Annotated in this window: 17 protein-coding genes; 6 read left to right on the top strand and 11 right to left on the bottom strand. The window is 66.6% G+C overall.

The window, feature by feature from the left end; all coding sequences use genetic code 11:
* Positions 1–340: 340 nt before the first annotated feature.
* From HMPREF2826_RS04740 to eno, 7 genes are all read right to left on the bottom strand, one after another.
* Positions 341–1,681, bottom strand: coding sequence for a S1C family serine protease (locus tag HMPREF2826_RS04740; protein ID WP_083307265.1), 1,341 nt, complete (start codon positions 1,679–1,681; stop codon positions 341–343).
* A 227-nt stretch (positions 1,682–1,908) separates the two neighbouring features.
* Entirely contained in the window at positions 1,909–2,583 is a 675-nt protein-coding gene (locus tag HMPREF2826_RS04735; protein WP_058270061.1) for a response regulator transcription factor, read from the bottom strand.
* A gap of 184 nt (positions 2,584–2,767) precedes the next feature.
* Entirely contained in the window at positions 2,768–3,625 is an 858-nt protein-coding gene (locus HMPREF2826_RS04730; protein WP_082629899.1) for an amino acid ABC transporter ATP-binding protein, read from the bottom strand.
* Entirely contained in the window at positions 3,615–5,837 is a 2,223-nt protein-coding gene (locus HMPREF2826_RS04725; RefSeq protein ID WP_070639634.1) for an ABC transporter substrate-binding protein/permease, read from the bottom strand. The genes HMPREF2826_RS04730 and HMPREF2826_RS04725 overlap by 11 nt, the downstream gene beginning before the upstream one ends.
* Positions 5,838–6,035: 198 nt before the next feature.
* Positions 6,036–7,382: a glutamine synthetase family protein gene (locus HMPREF2826_RS04720; RefSeq protein ID WP_058270059.1), complete on the bottom strand. Its 1,347-nt coding sequence runs from the start codon at positions 7,380–7,382 to the stop codon at positions 6,036–6,038.
* A 109-nt stretch (positions 7,383–7,491) separates the two neighbouring features.
* A complete protein-coding gene (locus HMPREF2826_RS04715) occupies positions 7,492–7,698 on the bottom strand; it encodes a hypothetical protein (protein ID WP_058270058.1) in 207 nt (68 codons plus the stop codon).
* Between the two features lie 217 nt (positions 7,699–7,915).
* On the bottom strand, positions 7,916–9,214 hold the full coding sequence (eno, locus tag HMPREF2826_RS04710; RefSeq protein WP_058270057.1) for a phosphopyruvate hydratase: 1,299 nt from the start codon (positions 9,212–9,214) through the stop codon (positions 7,916–7,918).
* A 306-nt stretch (positions 9,215–9,520) separates the two neighbouring features.
* Between eno and HMPREF2826_RS04705 the strand changes: the two genes are divergently transcribed.
* Positions 9,521–10,288 (top strand): autoantigen p27 domain-containing protein, encoded by a 768-nt coding sequence (locus tag HMPREF2826_RS04705; protein WP_070639632.1) that lies wholly within the window; start codon positions 9,521–9,523, stop codon positions 10,286–10,288.
* Here the strand turns inward: HMPREF2826_RS04705 and HMPREF2826_RS04700 are convergent.
* The 3 genes from HMPREF2826_RS04700 to HMPREF2826_RS04690 form a co-directional block, all read right to left on the bottom strand.
* The gene (locus HMPREF2826_RS04700) at positions 10,276–10,659 is read right to left on the bottom strand and encodes a GIY-YIG nuclease family protein (protein WP_070639630.1); all 384 of its coding nucleotides are present in this window, start codon (positions 10,657–10,659) and stop codon (positions 10,276–10,278) included. The genes HMPREF2826_RS04705 and HMPREF2826_RS04700 overlap by 13 nt on opposite strands.
* A complete protein-coding gene (locus HMPREF2826_RS04695) occupies positions 10,656–11,258 on the bottom strand; it encodes a hypothetical protein (RefSeq protein WP_070639628.1) in 603 nt (200 codons plus the stop codon). The genes HMPREF2826_RS04700 and HMPREF2826_RS04695 overlap by 4 nt, the downstream gene beginning before the upstream one ends.
* A 96-nt stretch (positions 11,259–11,354) precedes the next feature.
* The gene (locus HMPREF2826_RS04690) at positions 11,355–11,726 is read right to left on the bottom strand and encodes a helix-turn-helix transcriptional regulator (protein ID WP_058270054.1); all 372 of its coding nucleotides are present in this window, start codon (positions 11,724–11,726) and stop codon (positions 11,355–11,357) included.
* A gap of 133 nt (positions 11,727–11,859) precedes the next feature.
* Here HMPREF2826_RS04690 and HMPREF2826_RS04685 point away from each other — a divergent pair, with 133 nt between their 5' ends.
* The 5 genes from HMPREF2826_RS04685 to HMPREF2826_RS04665 all read left to right on the top strand — a co-directional run bounded on the left by HMPREF2826_RS04685 (position 11,860) and on the right by HMPREF2826_RS04665 (position 19,323).
* A complete protein-coding gene (locus HMPREF2826_RS04685) occupies positions 11,860–12,075 on the top strand; it encodes a hypothetical protein (protein ID WP_070639626.1) in 216 nt (71 codons plus the stop codon).
* Between the two features lie 29 nt (positions 12,076–12,104).
* Positions 12,105–13,079, top strand: a complete 975-nt coding sequence (locus HMPREF2826_RS04680; RefSeq protein ID WP_070639624.1) for a LysR family transcriptional regulator — start codon at positions 12,105–12,107, stop codon at positions 13,077–13,079.
* 97 nt (positions 13,080–13,176) lie between these two features.
* Positions 13,177–15,780 (top strand): DEAD/DEAH box helicase, encoded by a 2,604-nt coding sequence (locus HMPREF2826_RS04675; protein ID WP_070639621.1) that lies wholly within the window; start codon positions 13,177–13,179, stop codon positions 15,778–15,780.
* Positions 15,781–15,925: 145 nt separating this feature from the next.
* Positions 15,926–16,516 (top strand): ribosome biogenesis GTP-binding protein YihA/YsxC, encoded by a 591-nt coding sequence (gene yihA, locus HMPREF2826_RS04670; protein WP_070639619.1) that lies wholly within the window; start codon positions 15,926–15,928, stop codon positions 16,514–16,516.
* A gap of 638 nt (positions 16,517–17,154) precedes the next feature.
* A complete protein-coding gene (locus tag HMPREF2826_RS04665) occupies positions 17,155–19,323 on the top strand; it encodes a HelD family protein (RefSeq protein ID WP_070639617.1) in 2,169 nt (722 codons plus the stop codon).
* Between the two features lie 193 nt (positions 19,324–19,516).
* On the opposite strand, the gene nifJ is transcribed toward HMPREF2826_RS04665, so the two are convergent.
* Positions 19,517–23,056, bottom strand: coding sequence for a pyruvate:ferredoxin (flavodoxin) oxidoreductase (nifJ, locus tag HMPREF2826_RS04660; RefSeq protein ID WP_070639614.1), 3,540 nt, complete (start codon positions 23,054–23,056; stop codon positions 19,517–19,519).
* Positions 23,057–23,127 lie beyond the last annotated feature (71 nt).

Here is a 23,127-nt window from a genome sequence, read left to right as displayed (position 1 = left end):
TGAGAGGCCGGAGGCGCATACCTATAGGTTTGAGGGCTACGACCCGCCGCACCTATAGGTTTGAGATGCCGAAGGAGACGGACCAATAGGCTTGAGGAATCGTCACGGCGTTTGCCCAGGTGGGAATTCCACTTTTTTCTCAAGCTTATAGCTCTGTATGGGAGAGGCCCTCAAACCTATAGGAACCGGTAGGAACCGGCGCGCGGCGCCCGCTAACCTATGGGGATGCCCCCAGCGCCAGGCCGGAGACCCCCGCCGCAGGCCCGGGCGGCTCGCGACGCGCGGGGAGGCCTCCCCATCCGTCGCTGCCGGGCACAGGCGACGCCCCGGCAGGTGGCGGCTAACGACCCATGCGTCCGCCGCCGTCCTCCTGGCCGTACATTCGCTGCAGAAGGTTATAGAGGTCCTCCGGGGAGATGTCCTGGTCCTGCGTGGTGGATGAGGAGTCGCTGTCAGGTCCCAGGCCGGAGGCATCGGCGCGCTCCCGCTGGAGCGCCTCGTCAGAGCCCAGGGTCACGTTGACCGTCTGCTCCCTGTCACCGCGCATGAACGTCACCGCTATGGTGTCCCCGATGTCGTGGGAGCGCACCGCCAGGATCATGCCGTCCGCGCTCGTGATGGCGTCACCGTTGACGGCGGTGATGATGTCACCCTTCTGGATGCCGGCGGACGCGGCGGGACCACCGTCCGTGACGCCGGCGACGTAGGCGCCCTGTTGCACCGCAAAGTGATTGGCCGTTGCGTTCTGTGCGTTGACGGTTTGCATGGAGAGGCCCACGTAGGCATGGGTGACCGTCTCGCCCGCGATGATCTTTTTGGCGAGGTTGACGGCGTAGTTGCCGGGAATGGCGAAGCCGATGCCGGCAAACGACTGGGTGTCTGAGGAGAAGAGCGTGCAGATGCCCACCAGCCTTCCCTTGCCGTCAACGAGGGCGCCTCCCGAGTTGCCGGGGTTGATGGCCGCATCGACCTGAATCAGATTGGTGTAGATCGTCTCGCCCGCGCGCGACGAAAGCAGGGTGTTGCGCGACAGCGAGCTCACGATGCCCGCGGAGACGGACTGGTCCAGGCCAAAGGGGCTGCCGATGGTCATGACCCATTCCCCTACCGTCAGCGCGTCGGAGTTGCCGACCTCGATGGGAGTGACCTTCTCGCCGTCGAGGTTCACGTGAACGACGGCGATGTCGCTCGAGGGGTCCGTCCCCACCACCGTCGCGTCGTAGCTCTTGTTGTTGACGGTCACCGTGATGGACGTGGCGCCGGAGATCACGTGATAGTTGGTGATGATGTTGCCGTCGGCATCCAGGATGACGCCCGAGCCCAGACTCGTGCCCTTGGCCGTCGTGACGTTGAGCGACACGACGGACGAGAGGTCCTTGGCGGCGACGGCCTGGGCCGTGGTGGCGTCTGCGTCGCTGGCGGTGATGTTGACGGTCTGCCCCGCCCCGCTCTGGGTCGTCTTGATGATCTGGGTCCCGCCGATGACGCCGGTGGCCTTGAGCGCCAGCACCAGAAGGCCGGCCCCGAGGGCACCCGCAACAAGCGAGACGAGCGCGGACCTGACGGGCCGCGCATGGGTCTGCGTCGCCTGCACGCTCGCGTCCTGGGCAACGTCCGCGCCGTTCACGCGGCCCGTCGACGAACCTGGCTCTCCCCGCCCCTCGAGACCGTTTTCCGTCATTGGCGTTCTCCTCGTCTTAGGGGTGCGCGGCACCCTCGTCGATTATGTACACAGGGACTGTACCCCTAAGGCGCTCGCGTTCAGACGCGCGCGGAGGATTCACACCCAAGCGACAGCACGGGGCTTGTCGCGCGTACTGTCGCGCGTCCTGCCGCGCGTTGCGTACCCTGCGCGGCGGCACGGACGCTCACCGACGGGCCCGCGCCTCGTCGCAGGCAGGCCACAGACTAGACCTTGAAGAGGTAGCCCACCCCACGGACGGTGACGATGTGGGTCGCGATGAGGGGGCCCACCTTTGAGCGCACGCGCCTGATGTGCACGTCCACGGTGCGCGTGCCGCCGCAGTACTCAAAGCCCCAGACCCGGTGCAACAGCGTCTCGCGGGAATACGCCCGCGAGGGATGCGTGGCCAGAAACGAGAGGAGCGAGTACTCCATGAGCGTGAGGTCCACGGGCTCGTCGTCAATGCACACCTGGTAAGTGGCGAGGTTGATGGTCATGTTGTCCACGGATACGATGTCGGAGGGCGAGCTTTGGTCTCCCGGCCTCAGAAGAAGGGCGCAGCGTACCGCCAGCTCGGCCTGCCCCGCGCCGGCCAGGATGAAGTCGCTCCTCCCCTGGGCGGGAAGATGCAGGCTGGACAGGCGTCCCTCGTCCTGGATCACGAGCATGGGAATGTGACCGTTGTCCGCGGCGTAGTCGTCCACGGCGCTGAGGGTGTCTGCGCCTATGCCCTCGGCGTCAAGAATCACCAGGTCAATCTCACGTCCCGAGTTGACGGCCTGCGAGAGCGTCTCCGGCGTCGCATGAAGGATCGAAACGTCCAGGGGGTTGCGCAGCCCACGCATCCGCTCGACGTAGCGCGCGGTCTTTGCCAGAAGCAAGACGTTCTTGTGGTGCATACTCGCCCCCGTTCCCGCTCGCCTTCCACGACAGGACAGCCGCCGAGCAAATCTCTTAGAGACTAGCATATCTTGGCGGCCGCGCACCCTCAGAGCCACGCGCAATTACGCCCGCCAGCGTCCGCGCGGGATGCGGGACGCCGGCGGGCCTGTATGGTGCGACGGGGCCTTGTCATGCCGCGCGCTAGCCGATGCTGCCAAGAAACTCCTTGGTGCGCGCCTCCTTGGGGTGGTCGAACACGTCATTGGGAAGCCCCTGCTCTACCACGACGCCGCCCTCCATGAACACCACGCGGTCGGCCACCTCTCGAGCGAAGCCCATCTCGTGGGTGACGACGATCATGGCCATGTCGCCGTTGAGCGCAAGGTCGCGCATGACGGCAAGGACGTCACGGACGAGCTCGGGGTCCAAAGCCGAGGTGGGCTCGTCAAAGAGCAGCACCTTGGGATGCATGGCGACCGCGCGGGCGATGGCCACGCGCTGCTGCTGGCCGCCGGACAGCTGCGGCGGCTTGAACTCGGCGCGGTCCGCCAGACCCACCGCCGCGAGCTGGCGCATGGCCTCCGCCTCGGCCTCGGCGCGCGACTTCTTGAGGACCTTCATCTGCCCGATGACGACGTTTTCCTTGGCGCTCAGGTGCGGAAAGAGGTTGAACTGCTGAAACACCATGCCCAGGTCACGACGGAGCAGCGACAGGCTCGCCCCGCTGGCGCCCGTGATCTCCTGGTCACGAATGAGGACATGCCCCTGCGTGGGCGTCTCCAGGAGGTTGATGCAGCGCAGCATGGTTGACTTGCCCGATCCCGACGGCCCCAGCACCACGACGATCTCGCCGTTCCACACGTTGAGGTTGACGTCGCGCAGCACCGGCGTGTCCGTGAAGGTCTTGCCCAGATGCTCGATGCGCACCACGGGATGCTCCCCCTCCACGAAGTGATGGCGCGAGAGGGGCAGGTCGTGCGCAAAGGCGAGACGGGCGGCCTTCTCGGCGTCCATGGCGGGCGGGACGTCCGCGGCGCAGGGGCGATTCTTACTGTGCATCGTTGACACCTCCGTCATCGTGCGTGTGTGGCGTGAGGGGCGAGAGGGGCGCATCGGCCGCCCTTGCGTCCCCGGCAGGGGCGGACGGGCCCGTGCCACCCTGGCCGTCAGACGCCAGGGGGCGCGCTTCCAGCCCGTGCTCCGCGTCGGACAGGCGCCTCTCCACGACGCCGACGACCCTGATAAGAGGCAGGGTGACGATGAGGTAGAAGACGGCTGCGGCGATGTAGGGCGTGATGTTGCCCGTCGTAGTCGTGAGGTTCTTGGAGAACATCATGAGCTCCATGACGCCCACGGACGAGAGCAGCGAGGTGTCCTTGTACGAAGTGATGAAGTCGCTCGTCACCGTGGGTATCACGCGCCGGACGGTCTGCGGCAGGATGATCCAGAGCATGGTCTGCAGGCGGCTCATGCCTAGCGAGGCGGCGGCCTCGTACTGACCCGTCGGGATGGACTGGATGCCGGCGCGGTAGATCTCGGCCTGGTAGGCCGACGAGTTGAGCGCCATCACGATGATACCCAGGACCGTGTTGTCAATGTTGACGCCCAACATGGGCAGGCCAAAGAACGCGACGTAGATCTGCAAGAACAGCGGGGTCCCCCGCAGGACGTTGATGTACACCGAGGCCAGCGCCCTGAGGGGCCGATGGCGCGAGATCTTCAGCAGCGCGAACAGGAGGCCCAGCACGATGGCGAAGGGATAGGCCGCCGTCACGATGAGAAGGCAGAGGAGCCAGCCCGGCAGCAGCGCGGCAAAGGAGGTCGCCAGGAGCTGGGGCTTGAAGAACATGTTGAGGAAGGGCACGGAGTTCCAGGCGGCGACCCAGGGTTGGCCGTCAAGCCAGTTGACGGCGAACTGCAGGGGCGTCAGGCCGATGGTGGCGATGGGGCTGGAGTCCTCGAGCGTCCCCGTCGCGCCCTCCCCCGTCACGTAGCTGCCCGAGACGACGCTGTCACCGCCCGCGGGCGCAAAGCGCATGTCCGTGACCTCGAGCCTGAGCAGCGACCCGTTGGCCACCGGCTCGCCAAAGCTCACGTTCAGCACGTTGCCCTCCGGGGTGGCGGTGCCGCTCACGCTCTGGCGAGAGAGGCCGTCAAGCACCGTGATGCGCGTGCTGGAGCCGTCAAAGCTCGCGCCCGCGGGCAACGTCAGCCTGACGGAGCTGACCCCGCTGTCAACATAGACCGTTCCCTCCCAGGTAAGGCGGGTGTTCTGTCCCCCGATGACGCCGTCGCCGCCCGACTCGTTGGGACGGGCCGTGGCCTTTGACACCGCCACCGTGCCCGTGCCGGAGGAGTCTACGGAGGCCTCGCCCGCAGTGGAGGCCGTAGCGATGGAGGAGCTGTCGGAGCTGCCGAACCACTTCGCCTTGAGCGCGTCCATCGTGCCGTCCTCCTGGCACTGCTCCAGCGCCTCGTTGAGAGCGGCCGTGAGGCCGGGGTTGGACTTGGAGACGACGATGCCGTACTGCTCGCCGGTGGGAACCTGAAGGGCCACCCTGAGCGCGGTGTAGGAGTTCTTGACCTCGTACTCCATGACCGGCAGGTCGGCGACGGCCGCCGTGTAGAGGCCGCTCTGGACGCCCGTCAACGCCGCGATGGGGTCGTCGAGCGAGACAATCGTGGCGTCGGGCAGGTTCTCCTGCGCCCAGGCCTCACCCGTCGAGCCCGCCTGGACGGCCAGCGTCGCTTCGGGAGCGTCAAGGGCGCCCCGATAGTCCGCGGCGACCGCATCGGCCACGTCCGCCGAGGTCACGACCCCCTGGTTGGAGTCGATGTAGGCGTCCGTGAAGTCGATCTCCTGGAGGCGCTCGTCGGTGATCGTGAAGTTGGAGGCTCCCACGTCCGCCCTGCCGCCCTGCTTGATCATGGGAATGATCGAGTCGAACTTCTGGGGCGGGAGATACTCGCACGTCAGGCCCATCTTCTGCGCGACGGCCTGCATGAGATCGACCTCAAAGCCGACGGGGACGGCGCTGCCCGTGTCAAAGTAGTCGAAAGGCGGGTTGGCGAGGTCCGAGACGACCGTCAGCTTGCCGGGGTTGACCAGCACATACCCCTCTGACGGACCGGATGCCCCCGAGACGGAGCCGCCAGGCGACGAAAGGCTCGAGCAGCCCACGAGCGTGCCCAGCAGGGTCACGCAGGCGAGCAGGATGCCCAAGGCCCTCGGCCCCGGACCTCCCTCCCTGGACGAAGCGTTCGCACCCATATGAATGACCTCCAAACATACCACGTGAGGGGGGCCACGGCGTGACCACCCCTCCCATCAGAACTTGGACCATCCTAGCAGGCCACGTTCGGCGATATGCTGGTGTTACTCAAATTTTTGTACGAAGGATTTCGTATGTTAACAAACTACCTGTTATATCGGGTATGTGATATCACTTAATGTATAATTACGGAACGATTACACACCAGCATAGTAGGTGCGCCGCTCCCAGTCCGTGACCACCGAGCAGTACTCGTCCCACTCGCGCCACTTCTGCTCAACCATGAAGTCGCAGATGTGGTCGCCGAGGGCCTCGCGCATGAGATCGCTACGGTCAAAGTTCTTGATGGCCTCCCCCAGGGTGCGCGGCAGGTGCTTGATGCCGCGGGCGGAAAGCTCGCGGTCGCCCAGGTCCTCAAGGCCCGAGAAGGACTCCTCGGGGAGCGTCAGCCGCTCCTCTATGCCCCTGAGGCCTGCGGCGAGCGAGGCGGCGATCGCGAGGTAGGGATTGGCCGCCGGGTCGGGGTTCCTCAGCTCCACGCGCGTCGACTGGTGCTTGCCCGGCTTATGCGTCGGAACGCGCACGAGCGCGGCGCGGTTCTTGCGTCCCCAGGTGGCATAGACCGGCACCTCTCCGTTGGCCACGAGACGCTTGTACGAGTTGACCGTCGGGTTGGTGACGAGCATGAACTCGGGCGCGTACTTGAGGAGTCCCGCCACGTAGCTGCGACCGAGCTCGGACAGGTGGGCGGGATGCTCCGTCTTGGGCCCCCAGAAGAGGTTGGTGCCGTCATGGTCAAAGATCGACTCGTAGAGATACATGCCCGACCCCGAGAACTCGGAGAAGGGCTTGGGCATGAACGAGGCCATGAGGCCGTTCTCATGGGCGACCTGACGGATGATGAGGCGCGCCGTCATGATGTTGTCCGCGCAGGTCACAGCCTCGGCATAGCGAAGCTCGATGGCGTTTTGCGACGGCGCGTTGCTGTGGTAGGAGTACGAGACGGGAATGGACATATGCTCCAGCGAGAGCGTGGTCTCGCGGCGCAGGTCGGTCGCCGAGTCGTTGGAGGTGAAGTCGAAGTAACCGGCCCGGTCCGCGGGGACGGGGTTGGCGTCGTCGGTGGGACGCAGGTAGAAGTAGTCAAGCTTGGGACCGACGCTCATGACGTAGCCACGCTCGTCCGCCCGGGCAAAGATACGTTGCAGCACAGAGCGGGGGTCGCCCCCGAAGGGCTCGCGACTGGGCGTGCGCACGTCGCAGAACATGCGGGCGACGCCGTACTTCTGCGGGCGCCAGGGCAGCACCTGGAAGGTCGTCGCGTCCGGGAAGGCGAGCATGTCGGACTCGTCGGCGGACACGAAGCCCTCGATGGAGGAGCCGTCAAACCCCACACCCTCCTCGAACGCCTCCTCGAGGTCCTCTGACGAGATGGAGAAGGACTTCAGGTTGCCGAGCACGTCAGTAAACCACAGGCGGATGAAGCGGACGTCGCGCTTCTCGACCGTCCTCAGGACGAAGTCGATGTTCCTGTCATCACTCATGGACCCTCCTCTGGTCGCGCCGCGCTCATCGGCCCTGCCTCAGCGCATAGCTTGGCAGAGACATATTACGCCTCTGTTTCGAGGGTCCGAGGGGTCGCCCAGCGGCACGTCACGCCTTGTGCGCCTTGCCGAGCGCCTTCTCCGCGTTGGCGACCATGTCCTTGGCCGCCGGGCAGCGCCCCTGGTGCGAGGCGTGCGCCGCGCATCCCTTGCCGCTGGCGCAGTCACAGCAGTCGGACGAGCCCCGAATGACCGCGCGGATGCTGAGTCCCAGGGCCACGGCGACCGCCGCGATCACCAACACGTCTGCAAGCATGCTCCCGCCTTTCCTTGTGTTAGCTATGGTTTACTATACGCGTCCTCCTCTGGCGCGGCGACGCGGGCGGCACATCTCATGTCAGGCACACAACCGGCGCAGGACGCGCCGCCCCGCGCGCGGAGCTTGCCCGCAGGCAGCAGGACGGCACCGCCCGTGCCGGGTAAGGGGCGCGGGTCGGTGCCGAACACGGCATCAAGGCCGGGAAAAGGATGGTCTAGCCCTGCGCGCGCAGGTTGTAGAACGCGCCCCTGCCGGCAAAGGCACCGGCGTCGAGCAGCGCGTCCTCGATACGCAGGAGCTGGTTGTACTTGGCGACACGGTCTGAGCGCGCCGGGGCGCCGCACTTGATCTGACCTGCGTTGGTGGCGACGGCCAGGTCGGCAATCGTGGTGTCCTCGGTCTCGCCGGAGCGGTGGCTCACGACGCAGGCGTAGCCGGCGCGCTGCGCGGTCTGCATGGCCTCCAGGGTCTCGGTCAGGGTGCCGATCTGGTTGACCTTGATCAGGATGGCGTTGGCGGCACCCAGCTCGATGCCCTTCCTCAGACGGGCGGTGTTGGTGACGAAGAGGTCATCGCCCACGAGCTGGACCTTTCTGCCCAGGCGCTCGGTGAGCCTGACCCAGCCGTCCCAGTCCTCCTCGGCAAGACCGTCCTCGATCGAGATGATCGGATACGTGTCGACGAGCTTCTCCCAATAGTCGACCATCTGGTCGCTGGTGAGCGAGCGGCCCTCGCCCTTGAGCACGTAGGTGCCCGTCTCCTTGTCGTACAGCTCCGAGGTGGCCGGGTCCATGGCGAACAGGAAGTCCCTGCCCGGCTCGAAGCCCGCCTCCCTGACGGCCCTCATGAGGTACTCGAGAGGCTCCTCGTTGGACGCGAGGTCGGGTGCGAACCCGCCCTCATCGCCAACGCCGGTGGAGAGGCCGGCATCCTTGAGCACGCCCTTGAGGGTGTGGTAGACCTGCGTGCACCAGCGAAGGGCCGTCTTGAAGTCGGGGGCGCCCACGGGCATGATCATGAACTCCTGGAAGTCCACGTTGTTGTCGGCGTGAACGCCGCCGTTGAGGATGTTCATCATGGGGGTGGGCAGGGTGTGAGCGTTGACGCCTCCCAGGTAGGCGTGGAGGGGCTGGCCGGCAAAGACCGCTGCGGCACGGGCGACGGCAAGCGAGCAGCCCAGAATGGCGTTGGCGCCGAGCCTGGCCTTGTTGGGCGTACCGTCCGCCGCGATGAGCGCCGCATCGACGGCGCGCTGGTCGGCCGCGTCAAGGCCCACGATGGCCTCGCGACACTCCCCGTTGACGTGGGCGACGGCACCGAGGACACCCTTGCCCAGGTAGCGGTCAGCGTCGTCGTCGCGCAGCTCGACGGCCTCGAACGCGCCGGTGGAGGCGCCGGAGGGCACGATAGCGCGGCCGACGGAGCCGTCGGCCAGGGCGACCTCCACCTCGACCGTGGGGTTGCCGCGGGAGTCCAGGACCTCGCGGCCGTAGACGTCAATGATTTCGCTCATGACAGGCTTCCTTCTCTCGGGCGGCGGTGCCGCCGACGAATGATGCGGGTCACGCGTCCGCACAGGCAAGAGACCCTGACGCCGCATGACCACCGTGCGTACGTTCCTGTGGGTAGTAATACCCATCATGCAACTAGGATTTACCCGGCAGGGGAAGTTTTCTCGCCCCGCACGAGACCGGCGCCCGGCATCATCGCGGCCGCCGCCGATCAAACGCGGCCTCTTTTGCACGCGCATATTGCTATCCTAAAGGGGCGACCTGTGAAGGCGCGAACCCACCCGCCCGCATACGCCCCAGGAGTGCCGATGACAACGCGCCACTGCCCAAGGTGTGGAGCGCCCCTCGTCGAGGGGCAGCGCTTCTGCGCGCAGTGCGGATACGACCTGCGCTCCTGGTGGGACTGCCCCGACGCCGGGACCACCGACGACGAGATGGACGATGACTACTCCGAGAGGGACCTCAGCATGGCGAGCTGGGGCAGGCACAGTCGACGGGGGCGCGGGCGCCCGCCGCAACAGGACGAGGCCTCGGACGAGTGCGGCAAGGGCGACGGCGGCCCTGGCGCCACGGAAGACGACCACGCGGACGCCGTGGCCCCGCCGCAGCCTCAACCGCCGACGGACGCCGTCCATGCCGCCCCGGCGGAGCCCGAGACGACGGATGCCGACAATGCGAATGCTGACGAGACGGATGCGGCTGAAACCGACCTCGACGAGACGCGATCACAGCCTCCCCAAGACGGGCGGCCATGCGAGCCTCCCGCCGAGGAACCTCCCGCCGTCAGGCCCTTCCTGCCCGTCTCCCGGCACGACCCCCGCCTGTACGTCGAGGACAGCGACGTGAGCCATCGGCGCCTTTTGGCCTGCGGCCTCGCCGCCCTGACGGTCGTCGTGCTGGCGCTCGTCATTGCCACCTGCGGATGGAGGATGACACGGCCGGACCCCCAGGCGGCCGCCGTCAACGAGGCAAGCTCCCGCCGGGACACCGGCGCCGACGAGGCCGGCTCAGAGGATGGCGCCACGCGCGCGGACCAAGGCGCCTCCTGGGCGGCTTTTCTCCATCAGACGTCCTGACCAGGGACGGAGCGCCACGCCCGCTCGAGCGCGTCAGGCCCCAGCGGCCTGAACGGCTCCCCTGCCTGCGCGGGATGCGCGACCAGCCACAGCTTCCGCCCCCGTGTCAGGTGATGCAGGCGCCATTCCAGCCTGCTCGCCCACGAGCGGTCCGGCGCCTCCCAGAGCGCGACGAGCGCCTCGACGCCGTGCGACCTCGTATAGGCCGCCGCCCTGGGACCCCCGAGACGATGCTCGCCCAGGCGCCGCACTATGTCCGTGGTGATACCGCTGTAGAGCGTGCCGTCACGGCAACGCAGCACGTAGACCAGGTAGCCCCGGCCCTCTCCCCGCGTCGCCGCGGCGAGGGTGGCGCCCTCTCGTGGGCTCATAGGGCGCGCGGGACGGCGCCGGGGGCGTCGTCTTCCCACCCGATGGGCGCCCCCAGTCGCATGAGGACGTCGCAGAGCCCCTCCATGCCCTCAAAGGGGCGCTGGCGCCCGAACCCCGAGGCGCCCCTGCCGCCGCCGATGACCTCGCACGACCAGCCCCAGCCGTCGAGCGTGCGCGTATCCTCCCGAGGGCCGCCGTGCCTCCAGGCGTCAAGGGCGAGCTTCGCCAGGGTGCTCGCGAGTGCCTCCCCCTCGGCCGCAGACAGCGTCCTGAGCCTGCGCGGCCGCCTGCGGCCGCCGCCAAACCAAAGGTCGAGGGCGGCGTCCTCCGTGCGCCCCACGTACAGGTCAAACGACCTGTCCAGGTCAAGCGCCCTGCTGACCCGCAGATGGAGGAGAGCCAGCGAGCGCGCGAGGGCTTCGAGGTCGGCGTCACGGGCGTGCTCCAGCTCGCCCACGTTGGCGAGCGGAAGCCGGAGGGAGAAGTCATCCGCACCAGGGTCAATGAGCTCGACCTCCACGCTGCCGTCCTCGCCCAGCCCCATGACGCTGCCATACCCGCCCGCGGCGGGAATATGCACCAGGGAGTCCACCTGCATCGGTCGCACGCACCTTCCAACGGGACGGCCTTCGTCTCTCGCCACCATGGTAGCCCAGAACCCAGGCGCATGGCGCCGTCCCGCCGCCGCGCCAGCTCACAATCGGGGGCGACGGGGCCTGCGCGTCTTGATCGCGCTCTCCATGATCACGTGAATGGCGCCGCGAACGTTGGCCGGCGTCCTGTCATAGAGCTCTATGAACTCCATGACCTTCTCGTCCAGCAGCGGCGACGCCGGAGCGACGGGCGAGCGTCCGTCGGCAACATCGCAGCCAAAGATGTCATTGGGCGTGCAGCCCAGGCTCCGGCACAGCGGGGGAACATACCTGCCCCGCACGTCATGGCGACCCGTCTCCCACGAGCTGTATGCCTTGCTCGAGACGCCAATCTCGGCAGAGACCTGCTCCTGGGTCTTGCCGGCACGGTCTCGCAGCCTCTTCAGACGCGCGCCGAGAACCTCGTCAGCCATCGCACCTCCCGTCCACACGCGAGGTCCCATTGTGAACAGTGGCGCGGTCCCTGTGTCTTGCCTCCGTAGGCTATGTCGCTAATTCGTCGTAGACTCTCCGTAAGGTAGAGTCTACGACGAAGGGCAGCCTCACATGGAGCATGGTGCGCACGAACGCCCCCTTCCCGAACCCCCTGCCGACGAGAGCTGGCGGGAGCCTCCCGCGACGGAGCTGTATCTTACGCTGGATTCGGGAAGGGCCATAACCTACGGGGAGCTCTGTGACGGCGTCGACGCAGCGTTCCTGCCTCACTGTGAGGATGACTACCAGCGCTTTCTTGACATCATGGGAGCCGTGAAGATAGGATAGCCGCATCCTGAGCACGAGAGAGGGCGCCCATGCGGCTCCAGCAGCTCCGTTACATTATCGCCATAGCAGAGAACGGCGCCATCAACGCGGTGGCGCACGGCATGTTTGTCTCGCAGTCGAGCCTGTCCGTAGCCGTGCGCGACCTTGAGCAGGAGCTGGGCATCAGGATCTTCGACCGCTCCTCGCGGGGCATCGCGCTCACCAGCGACGGCGCCGAGTTCCTCGGTTACGCGCGGCAGGTCGTCGAGCAGGCCGACCTGCTGATGAGCAGATACAGCCGCGGCGGCTCGCCGCAGCGCGCGCTGTCCGTCTCATCGCAGCACTACGCCTTCGCCGTCCAGGCCTTCATCGACTTCGTGTCCGCCCACGAGTCGCGCAGCTGCCAGTTCACGCTGCGCGAGACGCGCACGGCCAGCATCATCGACGACGTCCGCAGCTTCAGGAGCGACCTGGGGATCCTTTATCTGGCCACCTCGACCGAGCGGGCGCTGCGTCGCAGGCTGGATGAGTCAAACCTCGTCTTTACCTCACTGTTCAGGGCAAAGCCCCATGTCTTCGTTCGAGACGGGCATCCCCTGGCGGCGCGGGGCACCGTGCGCGTCAAGGACCTCGCCGAGTTTCCGCGCTACACCTTCGAGCAGGGGCCCGAGAGCTCGCTGTACTTCTCCGAGGAGCCGCTCTCGACGCTGCCCCATGACCGGCAGATCGTCGCCAGCGACCGCGCGACCATGACGAGCCTGCTCAAGGGCTACGACGGCTACCTCATCTCGACGGGCGTGCGCTCGGACGAGATGTACTCGGGCATCACCTCGGTGCCCCTGGAGACCGACGAGGTCATGAACGTGGGTTACGTGGTTCACGGCCAACGACGGCCGAGCGCGCTCGCCGAGGAGTACATCGCACGCCTGTCCGAGCGCATCGTGAGCTTTGAGGGCAGCTCGCCCATCGTTCCCTCGCGCCGGCTCCGGCGCGTCGAGGACACGAAGGACGGCCCTGACGCATGAGGCGAAGGCCCGCACGACGGACGACGACGCGAGGGGGACGCGCGTCGCATGGCGTACCATGGGAGGGCCATGACCGCAGCCTCACGGAAGGGGCAGCATGACGACGCACGCCCCCAGCACGCATGACGACGGCTCGGACGCCCCGACGGCACGGGATGAGGCGGGGCTCGGCCAGCTCATTCCCTGGCCGGACGACGAGCACTTCCCGAACATCCCCGCCGACGAGGCGCTTGATCTCTATCTGGGCTGGGTGGCGTCGCGGGGCGTCGAGCTCTGGGAGCACCAGGAGGAGGCCCTGCTTGATTTGGCAGCGGGCGACCATGTGATCTTGGGCACGCCGACCGGGTCGGGCAAGAGCCTCGTCGCGACGGGACTCTGCTTCATGGCGTGCTGCACCGACCGGCGCAGCTACTACACGGCACCCATAAAGGCGCTCGTGAGCGAGAAGTTCTTTGACATGGTGGGCCTATTGGGCCGCGACAACGTGGGCATGATCACGGGCGACGTCACGATCAACCCCACGGCGCCCATCGTCTGCTGCACGGCCGAGATCCTCGCCAACATCGCCTTGTCGAAGGGGGCGCAGGCGGACGTCGGCGCCGTCGCGATGGACGAGTTCCACTTCTTTGACGACCGCGAACGCGGCTGGGCCTGGCAGGTTCCCCTGCTGACGCTGCCCCAGGCGCAGTTCCTGCTCATGAGCGCCACGCTGGGCGACACGTCCGTCATCGCGACGAAGCTTGAGGAGCAGACGGGCGGTACCGTGGACGTCATCGTGGACGCCCCCAGGCCCGTGCCCCTCTCCTATCGCTTCGTCGACACCACCCTCGAGGCGACGGTGAAGGTCGCCCTGGACGCCGACGAGGCGCCTCTGTACGTCGTGCACTTTTCCCAGGACAGCGCCCTCAAGTCTGCCCAGGGCCTGGCGAGCTTCGGCGTGTCGACCAAGGGGCAGCGCGAGCAGGTAAAGAGGGCCGTCGCCGGCACGCGCTTTACCACCGGCTTCGGCAAGACGCTCAGGAGGCTCCTGCTCACGGGCGTGGGCGTGCACCATGCGGGCATGCTGCCGCGATATCGCCTGCTGGTCGAGCGGCTGGCGCAGCAGGGCCTGCTTCCCGTCATCTGCGGCACGGACACCCTGGGCGTGGGCATCAACGTGCCCATTCACACCGTCCTTCTGACCCAGCTCACCAAGTTTGACGGCAGGCGCATGCGCAGGCTCAACGCCCGGGAGTTCCATCAGGTGGCGGGACGGGCCGGCAGGGCGGGCTTTGACAGCGAGGGCGTCGTGATCGCACAGGCCACCGAGTACGACATCGAGAACGCCCGTGCCCTGGCAAAGGCTGGCGGGGACCCCAGGCGGGCGCGCAAGGTCAGGACGAAGAAGCCCCCCGAGGGCTTCGTGGGCTGGAACGACCAGACCTTCCAGAAGCTCATCCTGGCCGCGCCCGAGACGCTGCGGCCCCGCCTGAGGGTCACCCACGCGATGGTCCTGGCGGAGGTCTCGCAGGGCGGTGACGCCCGCGGGCGCATCCGATGCCTCATCGATGACTCCCTCCAGGACGCTGAGGAGAAGCTCCGCCTGCACGCCCGCGCCGACGAGGTGCTGGCGACGCTGCTTGACGCCGGCGTCATAGAGCCCGACGCGACGGGAGGCGAGGGATACGCCCTCACCGTCGACCTCCCCGACGACTTTGCGCTCGACCAGCCCCTCTCGCCCTTTTTGCTCGCGGCCTTGGAGCTGCTCGACCCCGAGGACGAACGCTATGCGCTCGACCTCATCAGCATGGTCGAGGCCACGCTCGAAGACCCCCCGCAGATCCTGAGGGCGCTGGAGCGCGAGGCGCGCGACCGTGCCATGGCGCAGATGAAGGCCGACGGCGTGGACTATGACGAGCGCGTCGAGCGCATCCAGGAGGTGAGTTACGACAAGCCGCTCGAGGACATGCTCCTTGAGGCCTACGGGCGCTACGTAAAGGAGGTTCCCTGGGCTGCGGACTACGCCCTCTCCTGCAAGTCGGTGCTGCGCGACATGGTCGAGACCGCCGCGGACTTCAAGGGCTACGTCCAGCGCCTGGGCATAGCCCGCAGCGAGGGGACGCTGCTGCGCTACCTCTCCGACGCCTACCGGGTGCTCTCCCGCACCGTGCCGACGGACAAGCTCGACGAGCGCCTGCTTGAAGTGGTCTCGTGGCTCGGCATGGTCGTACGCACGGTGGACTCGAGCCTCGTGGACGCCTGGGCCGGGACCGACGAGGCAACGTCCGACGCCGGCGCGGCGCCCCAGGCGGCCGACGCGGTGGTGCGCGACCGCCGCGGCCTGACCCTGCTCGTGCGCAACGCCCTCTTTGCCCGCGTCCTCCTCGTTGCCCGACGTGACGCCGCGGCGCTGGGGGAGCTTGACGCCGACTGGGGCTGGCGACGCGACCGCTGGCGCCAGGCGATCGACGGCCTCTACGAGGAGCACGAGTACATCCTGCTTGACGGCGACGCCCGAAGCCGAGACTTCCTGAGCATCGACGAGGGCGACGAGGCGACGTTGCGTGTGTGGCATGTGCGCCAGATGCTCAGCGACAGCGACGGCGACCGCGACTTTGGCATCGCCGCCGACGTGGACCTTGACGCCACCCAGGACGAGGGTGCCGTGGTCTTCTCCTCCTACAGGGTGGGCTTTGCCGAGGACATCCTCGCCGCGCCCTAGGGGCCCTCGCGCGATGAGAGGCTCGCGCAGGGCGAGGCGCGCGGCAGCTCGCAGCGGCCCGCCTGGTCGCGCGGCCTTCCTTGGGCTACGATAGCCACACCCGACGGGCGGCGCCTCGTCGTCTTCTGCGAAAGGACCAAAACGCATGGCACACAAGCTCCGCTACGAGACGGCCCGCTATGCGGCCTCCTACGGGACGCCCGAGCAGCTTCCGGCACCCACGACGCCCGAGGTCGTCTTCGTGGGGCGCTCAAACGTGGGCAAGTCGTCCCTTCTCAACAGGCTCATCGGCCGCGCCTCGCTCGCGCGCGTGTCGTCGCAGCCCGGCAAGACGGCCAACATCAACTTCTATGACGTGGACGGCGTCATGTTCGTGGACCTTCCCGGCTATGGCTTTGCCAAGGTGAGCCAAGCCGAGAAGAGGCGCTGGGCCAACCTCATAGCCGGTTACTTTGACCAGGAGCGCAGCTTCAACCTGGTGGTCGCGCTCGTGGACATCCGCCACGACGCCCAAAGGATCGACCTTGAGACCCTCGGCTTCCTCCGAGAGAGCGCCCTGCCCTTTGTGGTGGCCCTCACCAAGGCGGACAAGCTCAGTCGCACCAGGCAGGAGTCCCAGGCCCAGACGCTGGCAAGGCAGTTCGGCATCGAGCGCAGCCAGATGGTGCTCACCTCCGCCCAGGCGGGCACGGGCATCCCCGAGCTCAGGCGCCGCATCGAGGAGGCCTGTCTGTAAGAGCGCGACGATAGCGACGGGACATATATGAGGGAGGGCAACCCCATTGCTGCCCTCCCCTTGATCCTCTTTGAAACGTAAAGCCACTTAGAGCACTGTTTGGCCCTTTGGACTCAACTCCTTACAATCCATCACCTTCTATCGAAGTGCGATGACGTTGATAGGACATGGAGCACGCAACCAGCGCCTTAGCGGGTGGCGCTCTGGCCGTGCGTGCTGGTGTTTTGCCTGCCGTCCATCTCTTGTGAGAATAGTGCGGTGCTCGTACCGCTAGACAAGGCCTTAAAAACTATGGCCTAAGCAAAAGGGACGGGACTGATGACACCAGACACGCAAGCCGATGAATCCGAATCCTCGCTGTACATTGGCATCACCTCCCTGGTAGGCCGCGTTACGTTGCGGCTCCTGCTGGTACTCTCATACTACCCTCCGACGCCAGGCCGTACACCCATCCTCGCACGTCCTCCGCGAACGGTCAGTTTGAGCCGCAGGCGGAGACGATCCGCAGGTGGCGGCCACGATACGGCACGTACGCGGCAGACGAGGGGATGCGGGTCACGCGAGCGACAGGACGTCGCGCGCGACGGGTACACTATCATATCGTCGTTTCATCAGAGACACGCAGCGTGGGAGGCAGCATGCAGGACCTGTCGGCAGCATCGGGCGCGGACCTTGAGCTGGCGCGTGAGCAGGCGCACCTTTCTGACGTCTATGCCCAGCTCGTCGCCATACGAGACCGTCTCAATCGCGAGCTCGAGGTGAGCCATCGGCGCGCCGCGCAGGACCTCAGGGACATGTCCGAGGAGGTCAGGCGCGACTTCAGCGGCGACGACGAGACCATGGAGACCCTCGCCGCCATCGAGACCCTCAACGCCGTCATCGACGCCTACAACCAGGCCCATGACTTTGACGTCGAGCGCCTGACCAAGGTCCTGCTGCTGCTGGGTCAGCCCTATTTCGCCAAGGTGTCGCTGCGCTATCCCGACGGCCGCGACAAGGACGTCTACCTGGGCGCGGCGGGCGTGATCAACGACCGCTACGAGTCTTTGGTCGTTGACTGGCGCAGCCCCATCGCCGAGACCTACTACAACCAGAAGATGGGCCCCTGCACCTATGAGGTCAAGGGCCGTGACATAGCCTGCGACGTCAGGCTCAGGCGCCAGTTTGACATCCGCGGCGACAGGCTCAACGCCTACTTCGACACCACCGTCGCCATCCAGGACTCACTGCTTTTGGCCGCGCTCAAGCATAATCACTCCCCCAAGCTCAAGGCCGTCACGGCGACCATCCAACGCGAGCAGAACGAGGTCGTGCGGCATGAGGACGTGTCGGTGCTGCTCGTGAGCGGCATCGCCGGCTCGGGCAAGACCTCCGTCCTCCTCCAGCGCATCGCCTTCCTCCTGTACCAGCAGAAGGACACCCTGGACGCCAGCCAGGTCTACCTCTTCACCCCCAACGCGGTGTTCGAGAGCTACATCGACGCCGTGCTGCCCTCCCTGGGCGAGCGCAATCCCCACATCCTCACCTGGAGGGAGTTTGTGGCGTCCTTGGGCCTTGCGAGCAGGGCCCTGAGCGGGGACGGCGATGCCGATGACTTCGCCCGGCTCGAGGCGGCCCTCCCCTCCCTCGAGCTCGAGCCGCAGGACTTCAAGGACCTGCGCGTCGGCGAGGAGACCCTCCTCAAGGCCGCGCAGTGCAAGGACGCGCTCGAGAAGTTTCCCCGCGTCCCGCTGGGCGCGCGTCGCTGCGCCCTGGCGATCGAGGATTTGCACGAGAGGCTTGACCGCAAGCTGGCGGCACTCTCCCGCAAGGAGGAGCTTCGAGACGAGCTCCTCTCGCTTGACCTCGACGAGCAGATACGCATCTTTGGCACGACGCTCGACCTTGACCCCTCCGACAAGGAGGAGCTTGACGCCTGGGCCCGACGCTACGTCGACGAGCGCTACGGGCAGGTCCACGAGGACATAGAGCGGGCCGCCTGGCTGGACGTTGACCACCTGGGCCGGCGCATCCTTGGCGTCGGCAACCTCAACGCGGCCCAATGGCTGTACACCCAGATGCTCCTGACGGGCGGGCACGCCCGAGACGCCCGCTTCGTGATGGTGGATGAGGTCCAGGACTATACGGCGACGCAGCTCATGCTGCTCGCCCGCTACTTTGGCAACGCGCACTTCCTGCTGCTGGGTGACGAGCACCAGGCCATCAAGGAGAACAGCGCGAGCTTTGATGAGGTCCGCGCCATCTTTGGCGCCGCGCGGGGCCCCGTCGAGGAGTGCCGCCTGCTCACGAGCTATCGGTCGAGCCCCGAGATAACGGAGCTCTTCACGAGCCTGCTGCGCCCCGACGAGCGACAGAACCTGAACTCCGTGCAAAGGGAGGGCGTGCCGCCCGTGATTCGCGCCTGCCCCCAGGACAGGGAGGGATACCTGCGCGAGCTGGGCGCCCAGGTGGAGCTGGCCCACCAGAAGGCCGCCGAGGCACGAGACACCGGCGAGAACTTCCTCACCGCCGTCGTCGCGGCGGACAAGCCCCGGGCCAACTGGCTGCGCAAGCAGCTTGGGCCTGCGGTGCGCGCCATCAGGCCGGGCGAGGGGCTTCCCGCCACGGGCGTGGTCGTCCTTGACCTCGCGCTGGCCAAGGGCCTTGAGTTTGACCAGGTCATCATCCCTGACGCCCAGGCCGAGACCTATCCTGCCACCGAGCTGGCGCGCAGGAGGCTCTATACGGCCATCAGCCGCGCCATGCATCAGGTGGTCATCCTCTCCCAGGGGGCCATGACACCGCTGCTGTCCGGGCGGGAGGCCTAGAGCGCGTCGGAAAGGCACGTCCAGAACCCCGGCGAGGGCGGGGCGCGAAGGGGCGCTTCTGACCGCGCCTCTGACGAGGAGGGGCCGGAGGCGTGCGCCTCCGGCCCCTCTCATGCGATCAGTCTCGGGCCGTGCCCGTGGGGACGGCCCCGACGACGGCGCCTATGCGACGCACGTCGTCGGGACGTCTTGCCTACAGCTCGGCGTACAGGTCCTTGAGCTTGGTGAGGTGCTCGTAGCGGTCCATGGCGGCCTTCTCGTTGGCGGCGAAGAGCTTCTCCGCGCGCTCGGGGAAGGACCGGGTCAGGCTCGCGTAGCGCGCCTCGTTCATCAGGAAGTCACGATAGCCGCCCTTGGGCTCCTTGGAATCCAGGATGAACTTCTTGCCCTTGGGGGCGGAGGGATTGAAGCGGTAGAGGTTCCAATAGCCGCACTCGACGGCACGCTTCATCTCCGCCTGCGCGTGCTTCATGCCACCCTTCTTGATGGAGTGCATCTCGCAGGGGCTGTAGCCGATGATCAGGGAAGGTCCGGGGTACGCCTCGGCCTCGGCGATGGCCTTGAGGGTCTGCGTGGGGTTGGCGCCCATGGCGACCTGCGCGACGTAGACGTAGCCGTAGGACATCGCGATCTCGCCCAGGGCCTTCTTCTTGACGGACTTGCCCGCCGCGGCAAACTGGGCGACCTGGCCCAGGTTGGACGACTTGGACGCCTGACCGCCGGTGTTGGAGTAGACCTCGGTGTCAAAGACGAAGACGTTGACGTCGTCGCCGGAGGCAAGGACATGGTCCAGACCGCCGAAGCCGATGTCGTAGGCCCAGCCGTCACCGCCGAAGATCCAGAACGACTTCTTGCTCATGTACGACTTATCGGCGAGGATCTTGTTGGCCTCGGGCGTGCCGAGCTTCTCGAGCTGCTGGGCGTACGCCTCGGCCGTGAGCTCGGACTCGCCGGCCTTGGTGCGCGTGTCGATCCATGCCTGGGCCGCGGCCTTAAAGTCCTCGCTGACGCCCTCGGCGGCGATGAGCTTCTCGGTGTCAGAGACGAGCTTGTTCTGGATGGCCTCGTACCCCAGGGCCAGGCCGTAGCCATGCTCGGCATTGTCCTCGAAGAGCGAGTTGTTCCACGCGGGGCCGTTGCCCTCGGCGTTGCAGGTGAACGGCGAGGTGGCGCCGGGGTTGCCCCAGATGGAGGAGCAGCCGGTTGCGTTGGAGATGAACATGCGGTCGCCAAAGAGCTGGGTGATCAGGCGAGCGTAGCTGGTCTCGGCGCAGCCGGCGCAGGAGCCGGAGAACTCGAGCAGCGGCTTGGAGAACTGGGAGTTCTTGACGGTCTTGCTGTCAAAGAGGTCGCGCTTCTCGGTGACCTTGTTGACCGCGTAGTCCCACACGGGAATCATGTCGGCCTCGTCCGCCTGCGGCACCATGGTGAGGGCGTCAACGGGGCAGATGTAGGCACAGTTGGTGCAGCCCATGCAGTCGAGCGGCGACACGGCGATCGCAAACTGGTAGCCGGTGCCCTTGGGGATCTTGAGGTCGACCATGCGCATGTTCTCCGGTGCGGCGGCGGCCTCCTCGGCGGTCAGCGCAATCGGGCGAATCGTGGCGTGGGGGCACACGTAGCCGCACTGGTTGCACTGGATGCACTTGCTCTCGTCCCAGCGGGGAACGATGACGGCGGTGCCGCGCTTCTCGTAGGCGCTGGCGCCGAGCTCCCACTGGCCGTCCGGGTTGTTCTTGAACGCGGAGACGGGCAGGCTGTCGCCCTCCATGAGGTTGATGGGCCCAAGGAGCTCCCTGACCTGCCTGACCACGGCCTCGCGGCCCTCGAGCACGACGGGCTTGACGTCGTCGGTGGCGTTGGCCCAGTCGGCGGGAACCTCAAACTTGCGGAATGCGGTGGCGCCGGCGTCGATGGCCTTCCAGTTGGACTCGACGACGCTCTGGCCCTTCTTGGCGTAGGACTTCTCCGCGGCGTCCTTCATGTACTGGAGGGCCTCCTCAGCGGGAAGCACCTTGGCCAGCGCAAAGAACGCGGACTGGAGGACCGTGTTGGTGCGCTTGCCCATGCCGACCTTCTCGGCCAGGTCAATGGCGTCGATGAGGTAGACCTTGATGTCGTTCTGCGCGATGTAGCGCTTGCCGACGGCGGGCATCTGGTTGGCAAACTCCTCGTCGCTCCACTGGCAGTTGACGAGGAAGGTGCCGCCCGGCTTGAGGTCGCGGGCCATTCTGAAGCCCTTGACGATGTAGCTGGGGTTGTGGCAGGCCACGAAGTCGGCGGCGGTGATGTAGTAGGGCGAGCGGATGGGCGAGTCGCCAAAGCGCAGGTGGCTGATCGTCACGCCGCCCGTCTTCTTGGAGTCGTACTGGAAGTACGCCTGAACATACTTGTCCGTGTGATCGCCGATGATCTTGATGGAGTTCTTGTTGGCGCCGACGGTGCCGTCGCCGCCCAGGCCCCAGAACTTGCACTCGATGGTGCCGGGGGCGGAGGTGTTGGGCGTGTGCTCCGGGCGCGGGAGCGAGAGGTTCGTGAGGTCGTCCACGATGCCGATGGTGAACTCGCGCTTGGGCTCGTCCTTCTCGAGCTCCGCGTAGACGGCGAAGGCGTCCTCGGGCCTGGTGTCCTTGGAGCCAAGGCCGTAGCGGCCGCCGATCACGGCGAGGTCGGAGCGACCCGCCTCAAAGAGGGCGTTCACGACGTCCTGGTACAGGGGCTCACCGATGGAGCCGGGCTCCTTGGTGCGGTCGAGGACGGCGATCTTCTTGACGCTCTTGGGGAGGGCGGCCACGAAGTGCTCGATGGAGAAGGGCCGGTAGAGGCGAACCTTCACCAGGCCGACCTTCTCGCCGTGGGCGTTGAGATAGTCGATGGTCTCCTCGAGCGTGTCGCAGAAGGAGCCCATGCAGACCACGACGCGGTCCGCGTCCTCGGCGCCGTAGTAGTCGAACAGGTGATAGCTGGTGCCGAGCTTGGCGTTGACCTTCTCCATGTAGGCCTCAACGACGGCGGGAAGCTTGTCGTACGTGGCGTTGCAGGCCTCGCGATGCTGGAAGAAGATGTCGCCGTTCTCGTGGGAGCCGCGGGCGTGCGGATGCTCGGGGTTGAGGGCGTGGTCACGGAAGGCCTGGACCGCATCCATGTCGACCATCTCGCCGAGGTCATCAAAGTCCCAGGCGGCGACCTTCTGGATCTCGTGGGAGGTGCGGAAGCCGTCAAAGAAGTTGATGAAGGGCACGCCGCCGCCAATCGCGGAGAGGTGGGCCACGGGCGAGAGGTCCATGACCTCCTGGACGTTGCCCTCGGCAAGCATGGCGAAGCCGGTCTGGCGACAGGCCATGACATCAGAGTGGTCACCGAAGATGTTGAGCGCCTGCGTCGCCACGGTACGGGCGGACACGTGGAACACGGTGGGAAGGCCCTCGGCGGCCATCTTGTACATGTTGGGGATCATGAGCAGCAGGCCCTGCGACGCCGTATAGGTCGTCGTGAGGGCGCCGGCGCCCAGAGAGCCGTGCACCGTGCCGGCGGCGCCGGCCTCGGACTGCATCTCGACGACCTTGACGGGCGTGCCGAAGACGTTCTTCAGGCCGTGCGCGGCCCACTGGTCGACATGGTCGGCCATGGGGCTGGATGGCGTGATCGGGTAGATCCCCGCCACCTCGGTGAAGGCGTACGAGACCCAGGCGGCGGCCTCGTTGCCGTCCATCGACTTGAATTTTCTCGCCATATCCTCTCCTTAGAAAAGCGATACGGTCCACCAGTCTCCCTGGTGGGGTTTCCACTGACGCCCGGCACGTG

Source organism: Olsenella sp. HMSC062G07, assembly GCF_001811895.1.
Taxonomy (GTDB): Bacteria; Actinomycetota; Coriobacteriia; order Coriobacteriales; family Atopobiaceae; genus Olsenella_F; species Olsenella_F massiliensis.
The sequence above is the reverse complement of the archived record's forward strand: the minus strand, read 5'-3'. Positions and strand labels throughout refer to the sequence as shown.

Bases quoted from the DNA above. Each gene is read 5' to 3' on its own strand.
- HMPREF2826_RS04740 (WP_083307265.1), bottom strand. From the start codon at position 1,681: ATGACGGAAAACGGTCTCGAGGGGCGGGGAGAGCCAGGTTCGTCGACG.
- HMPREF2826_RS04735 (WP_058270061.1), bottom strand. From the start codon at position 2,583: ATGCACCACAAGAACGTCTTGCTTCTGGCAAAGACCGCGCGCTACGTC.
- HMPREF2826_RS04730 (WP_082629899.1), bottom strand. From the start codon at position 3,625: ATGCACAGTAAGAATCGCCCCTGCGCCGCGGACGTCCCGCCCGCCATG.
- HMPREF2826_RS04725 (WP_070639634.1), bottom strand. From the start codon at position 5,837: ATGGGTGCGAACGCTTCGTCCAGGGAGGGAGGTCCGGGGCCGAGGGCC.
- HMPREF2826_RS04720 (WP_058270059.1), bottom strand. From the start codon at position 7,382: ATGAGTGATGACAGGAACATCGACTTCGTCCTGAGGACGGTCGAGAAG.
- HMPREF2826_RS04715 (WP_058270058.1), bottom strand. From the start codon at position 7,698: ATGCTTGCAGACGTGTTGGTGATCGCGGCGGTCGCCGTGGCCCTGGGA.
- eno (WP_058270057.1), bottom strand. From the start codon at position 9,214: ATGAGCGAAATCATTGACGTCTACGGCCGCGAGGTCCTGGACTCCCGC.
- HMPREF2826_RS04705 (WP_070639632.1), top strand. From the start codon at position 9,521: ATGACAACGCGCCACTGCCCAAGGTGTGGAGCGCCCCTCGTCGAGGGG.
- HMPREF2826_RS04700 (WP_070639630.1), bottom strand. From the start codon at position 10,659: ATGAGCCCACGAGAGGGCGCCACCCTCGCCGCGGCGACGCGGGGAGAG.
- HMPREF2826_RS04695 (WP_070639628.1), bottom strand. From the start codon at position 11,258: ATGCAGGTGGACTCCCTGGTGCATATTCCCGCCGCGGGCGGGTATGGC.
- HMPREF2826_RS04690 (WP_058270054.1), bottom strand. From the start codon at position 11,726: ATGGCTGACGAGGTTCTCGGCGCGCGTCTGAAGAGGCTGCGAGACCGT.
- HMPREF2826_RS04685 (WP_070639626.1), top strand. From the start codon at position 11,860: ATGGAGCATGGTGCGCACGAACGCCCCCTTCCCGAACCCCCTGCCGAC.
- HMPREF2826_RS04680 (WP_070639624.1), top strand. From the start codon at position 12,105: ATGCGGCTCCAGCAGCTCCGTTACATTATCGCCATAGCAGAGAACGGC.
- HMPREF2826_RS04675 (WP_070639621.1), top strand. From the start codon at position 13,177: ATGACGACGCACGCCCCCAGCACGCATGACGACGGCTCGGACGCCCCG.
- yihA (WP_070639619.1), top strand. From the start codon at position 15,926: ATGGCACACAAGCTCCGCTACGAGACGGCCCGCTATGCGGCCTCCTAC.
- HMPREF2826_RS04665 (WP_070639617.1), top strand. From the start codon at position 17,155: ATGCAGGACCTGTCGGCAGCATCGGGCGCGGACCTTGAGCTGGCGCGT.
- nifJ (WP_070639614.1), bottom strand. From the start codon at position 23,056: ATGGCGAGAAAATTCAAGTCGATGGACGGCAACGAGGCCGCCGCCTGG.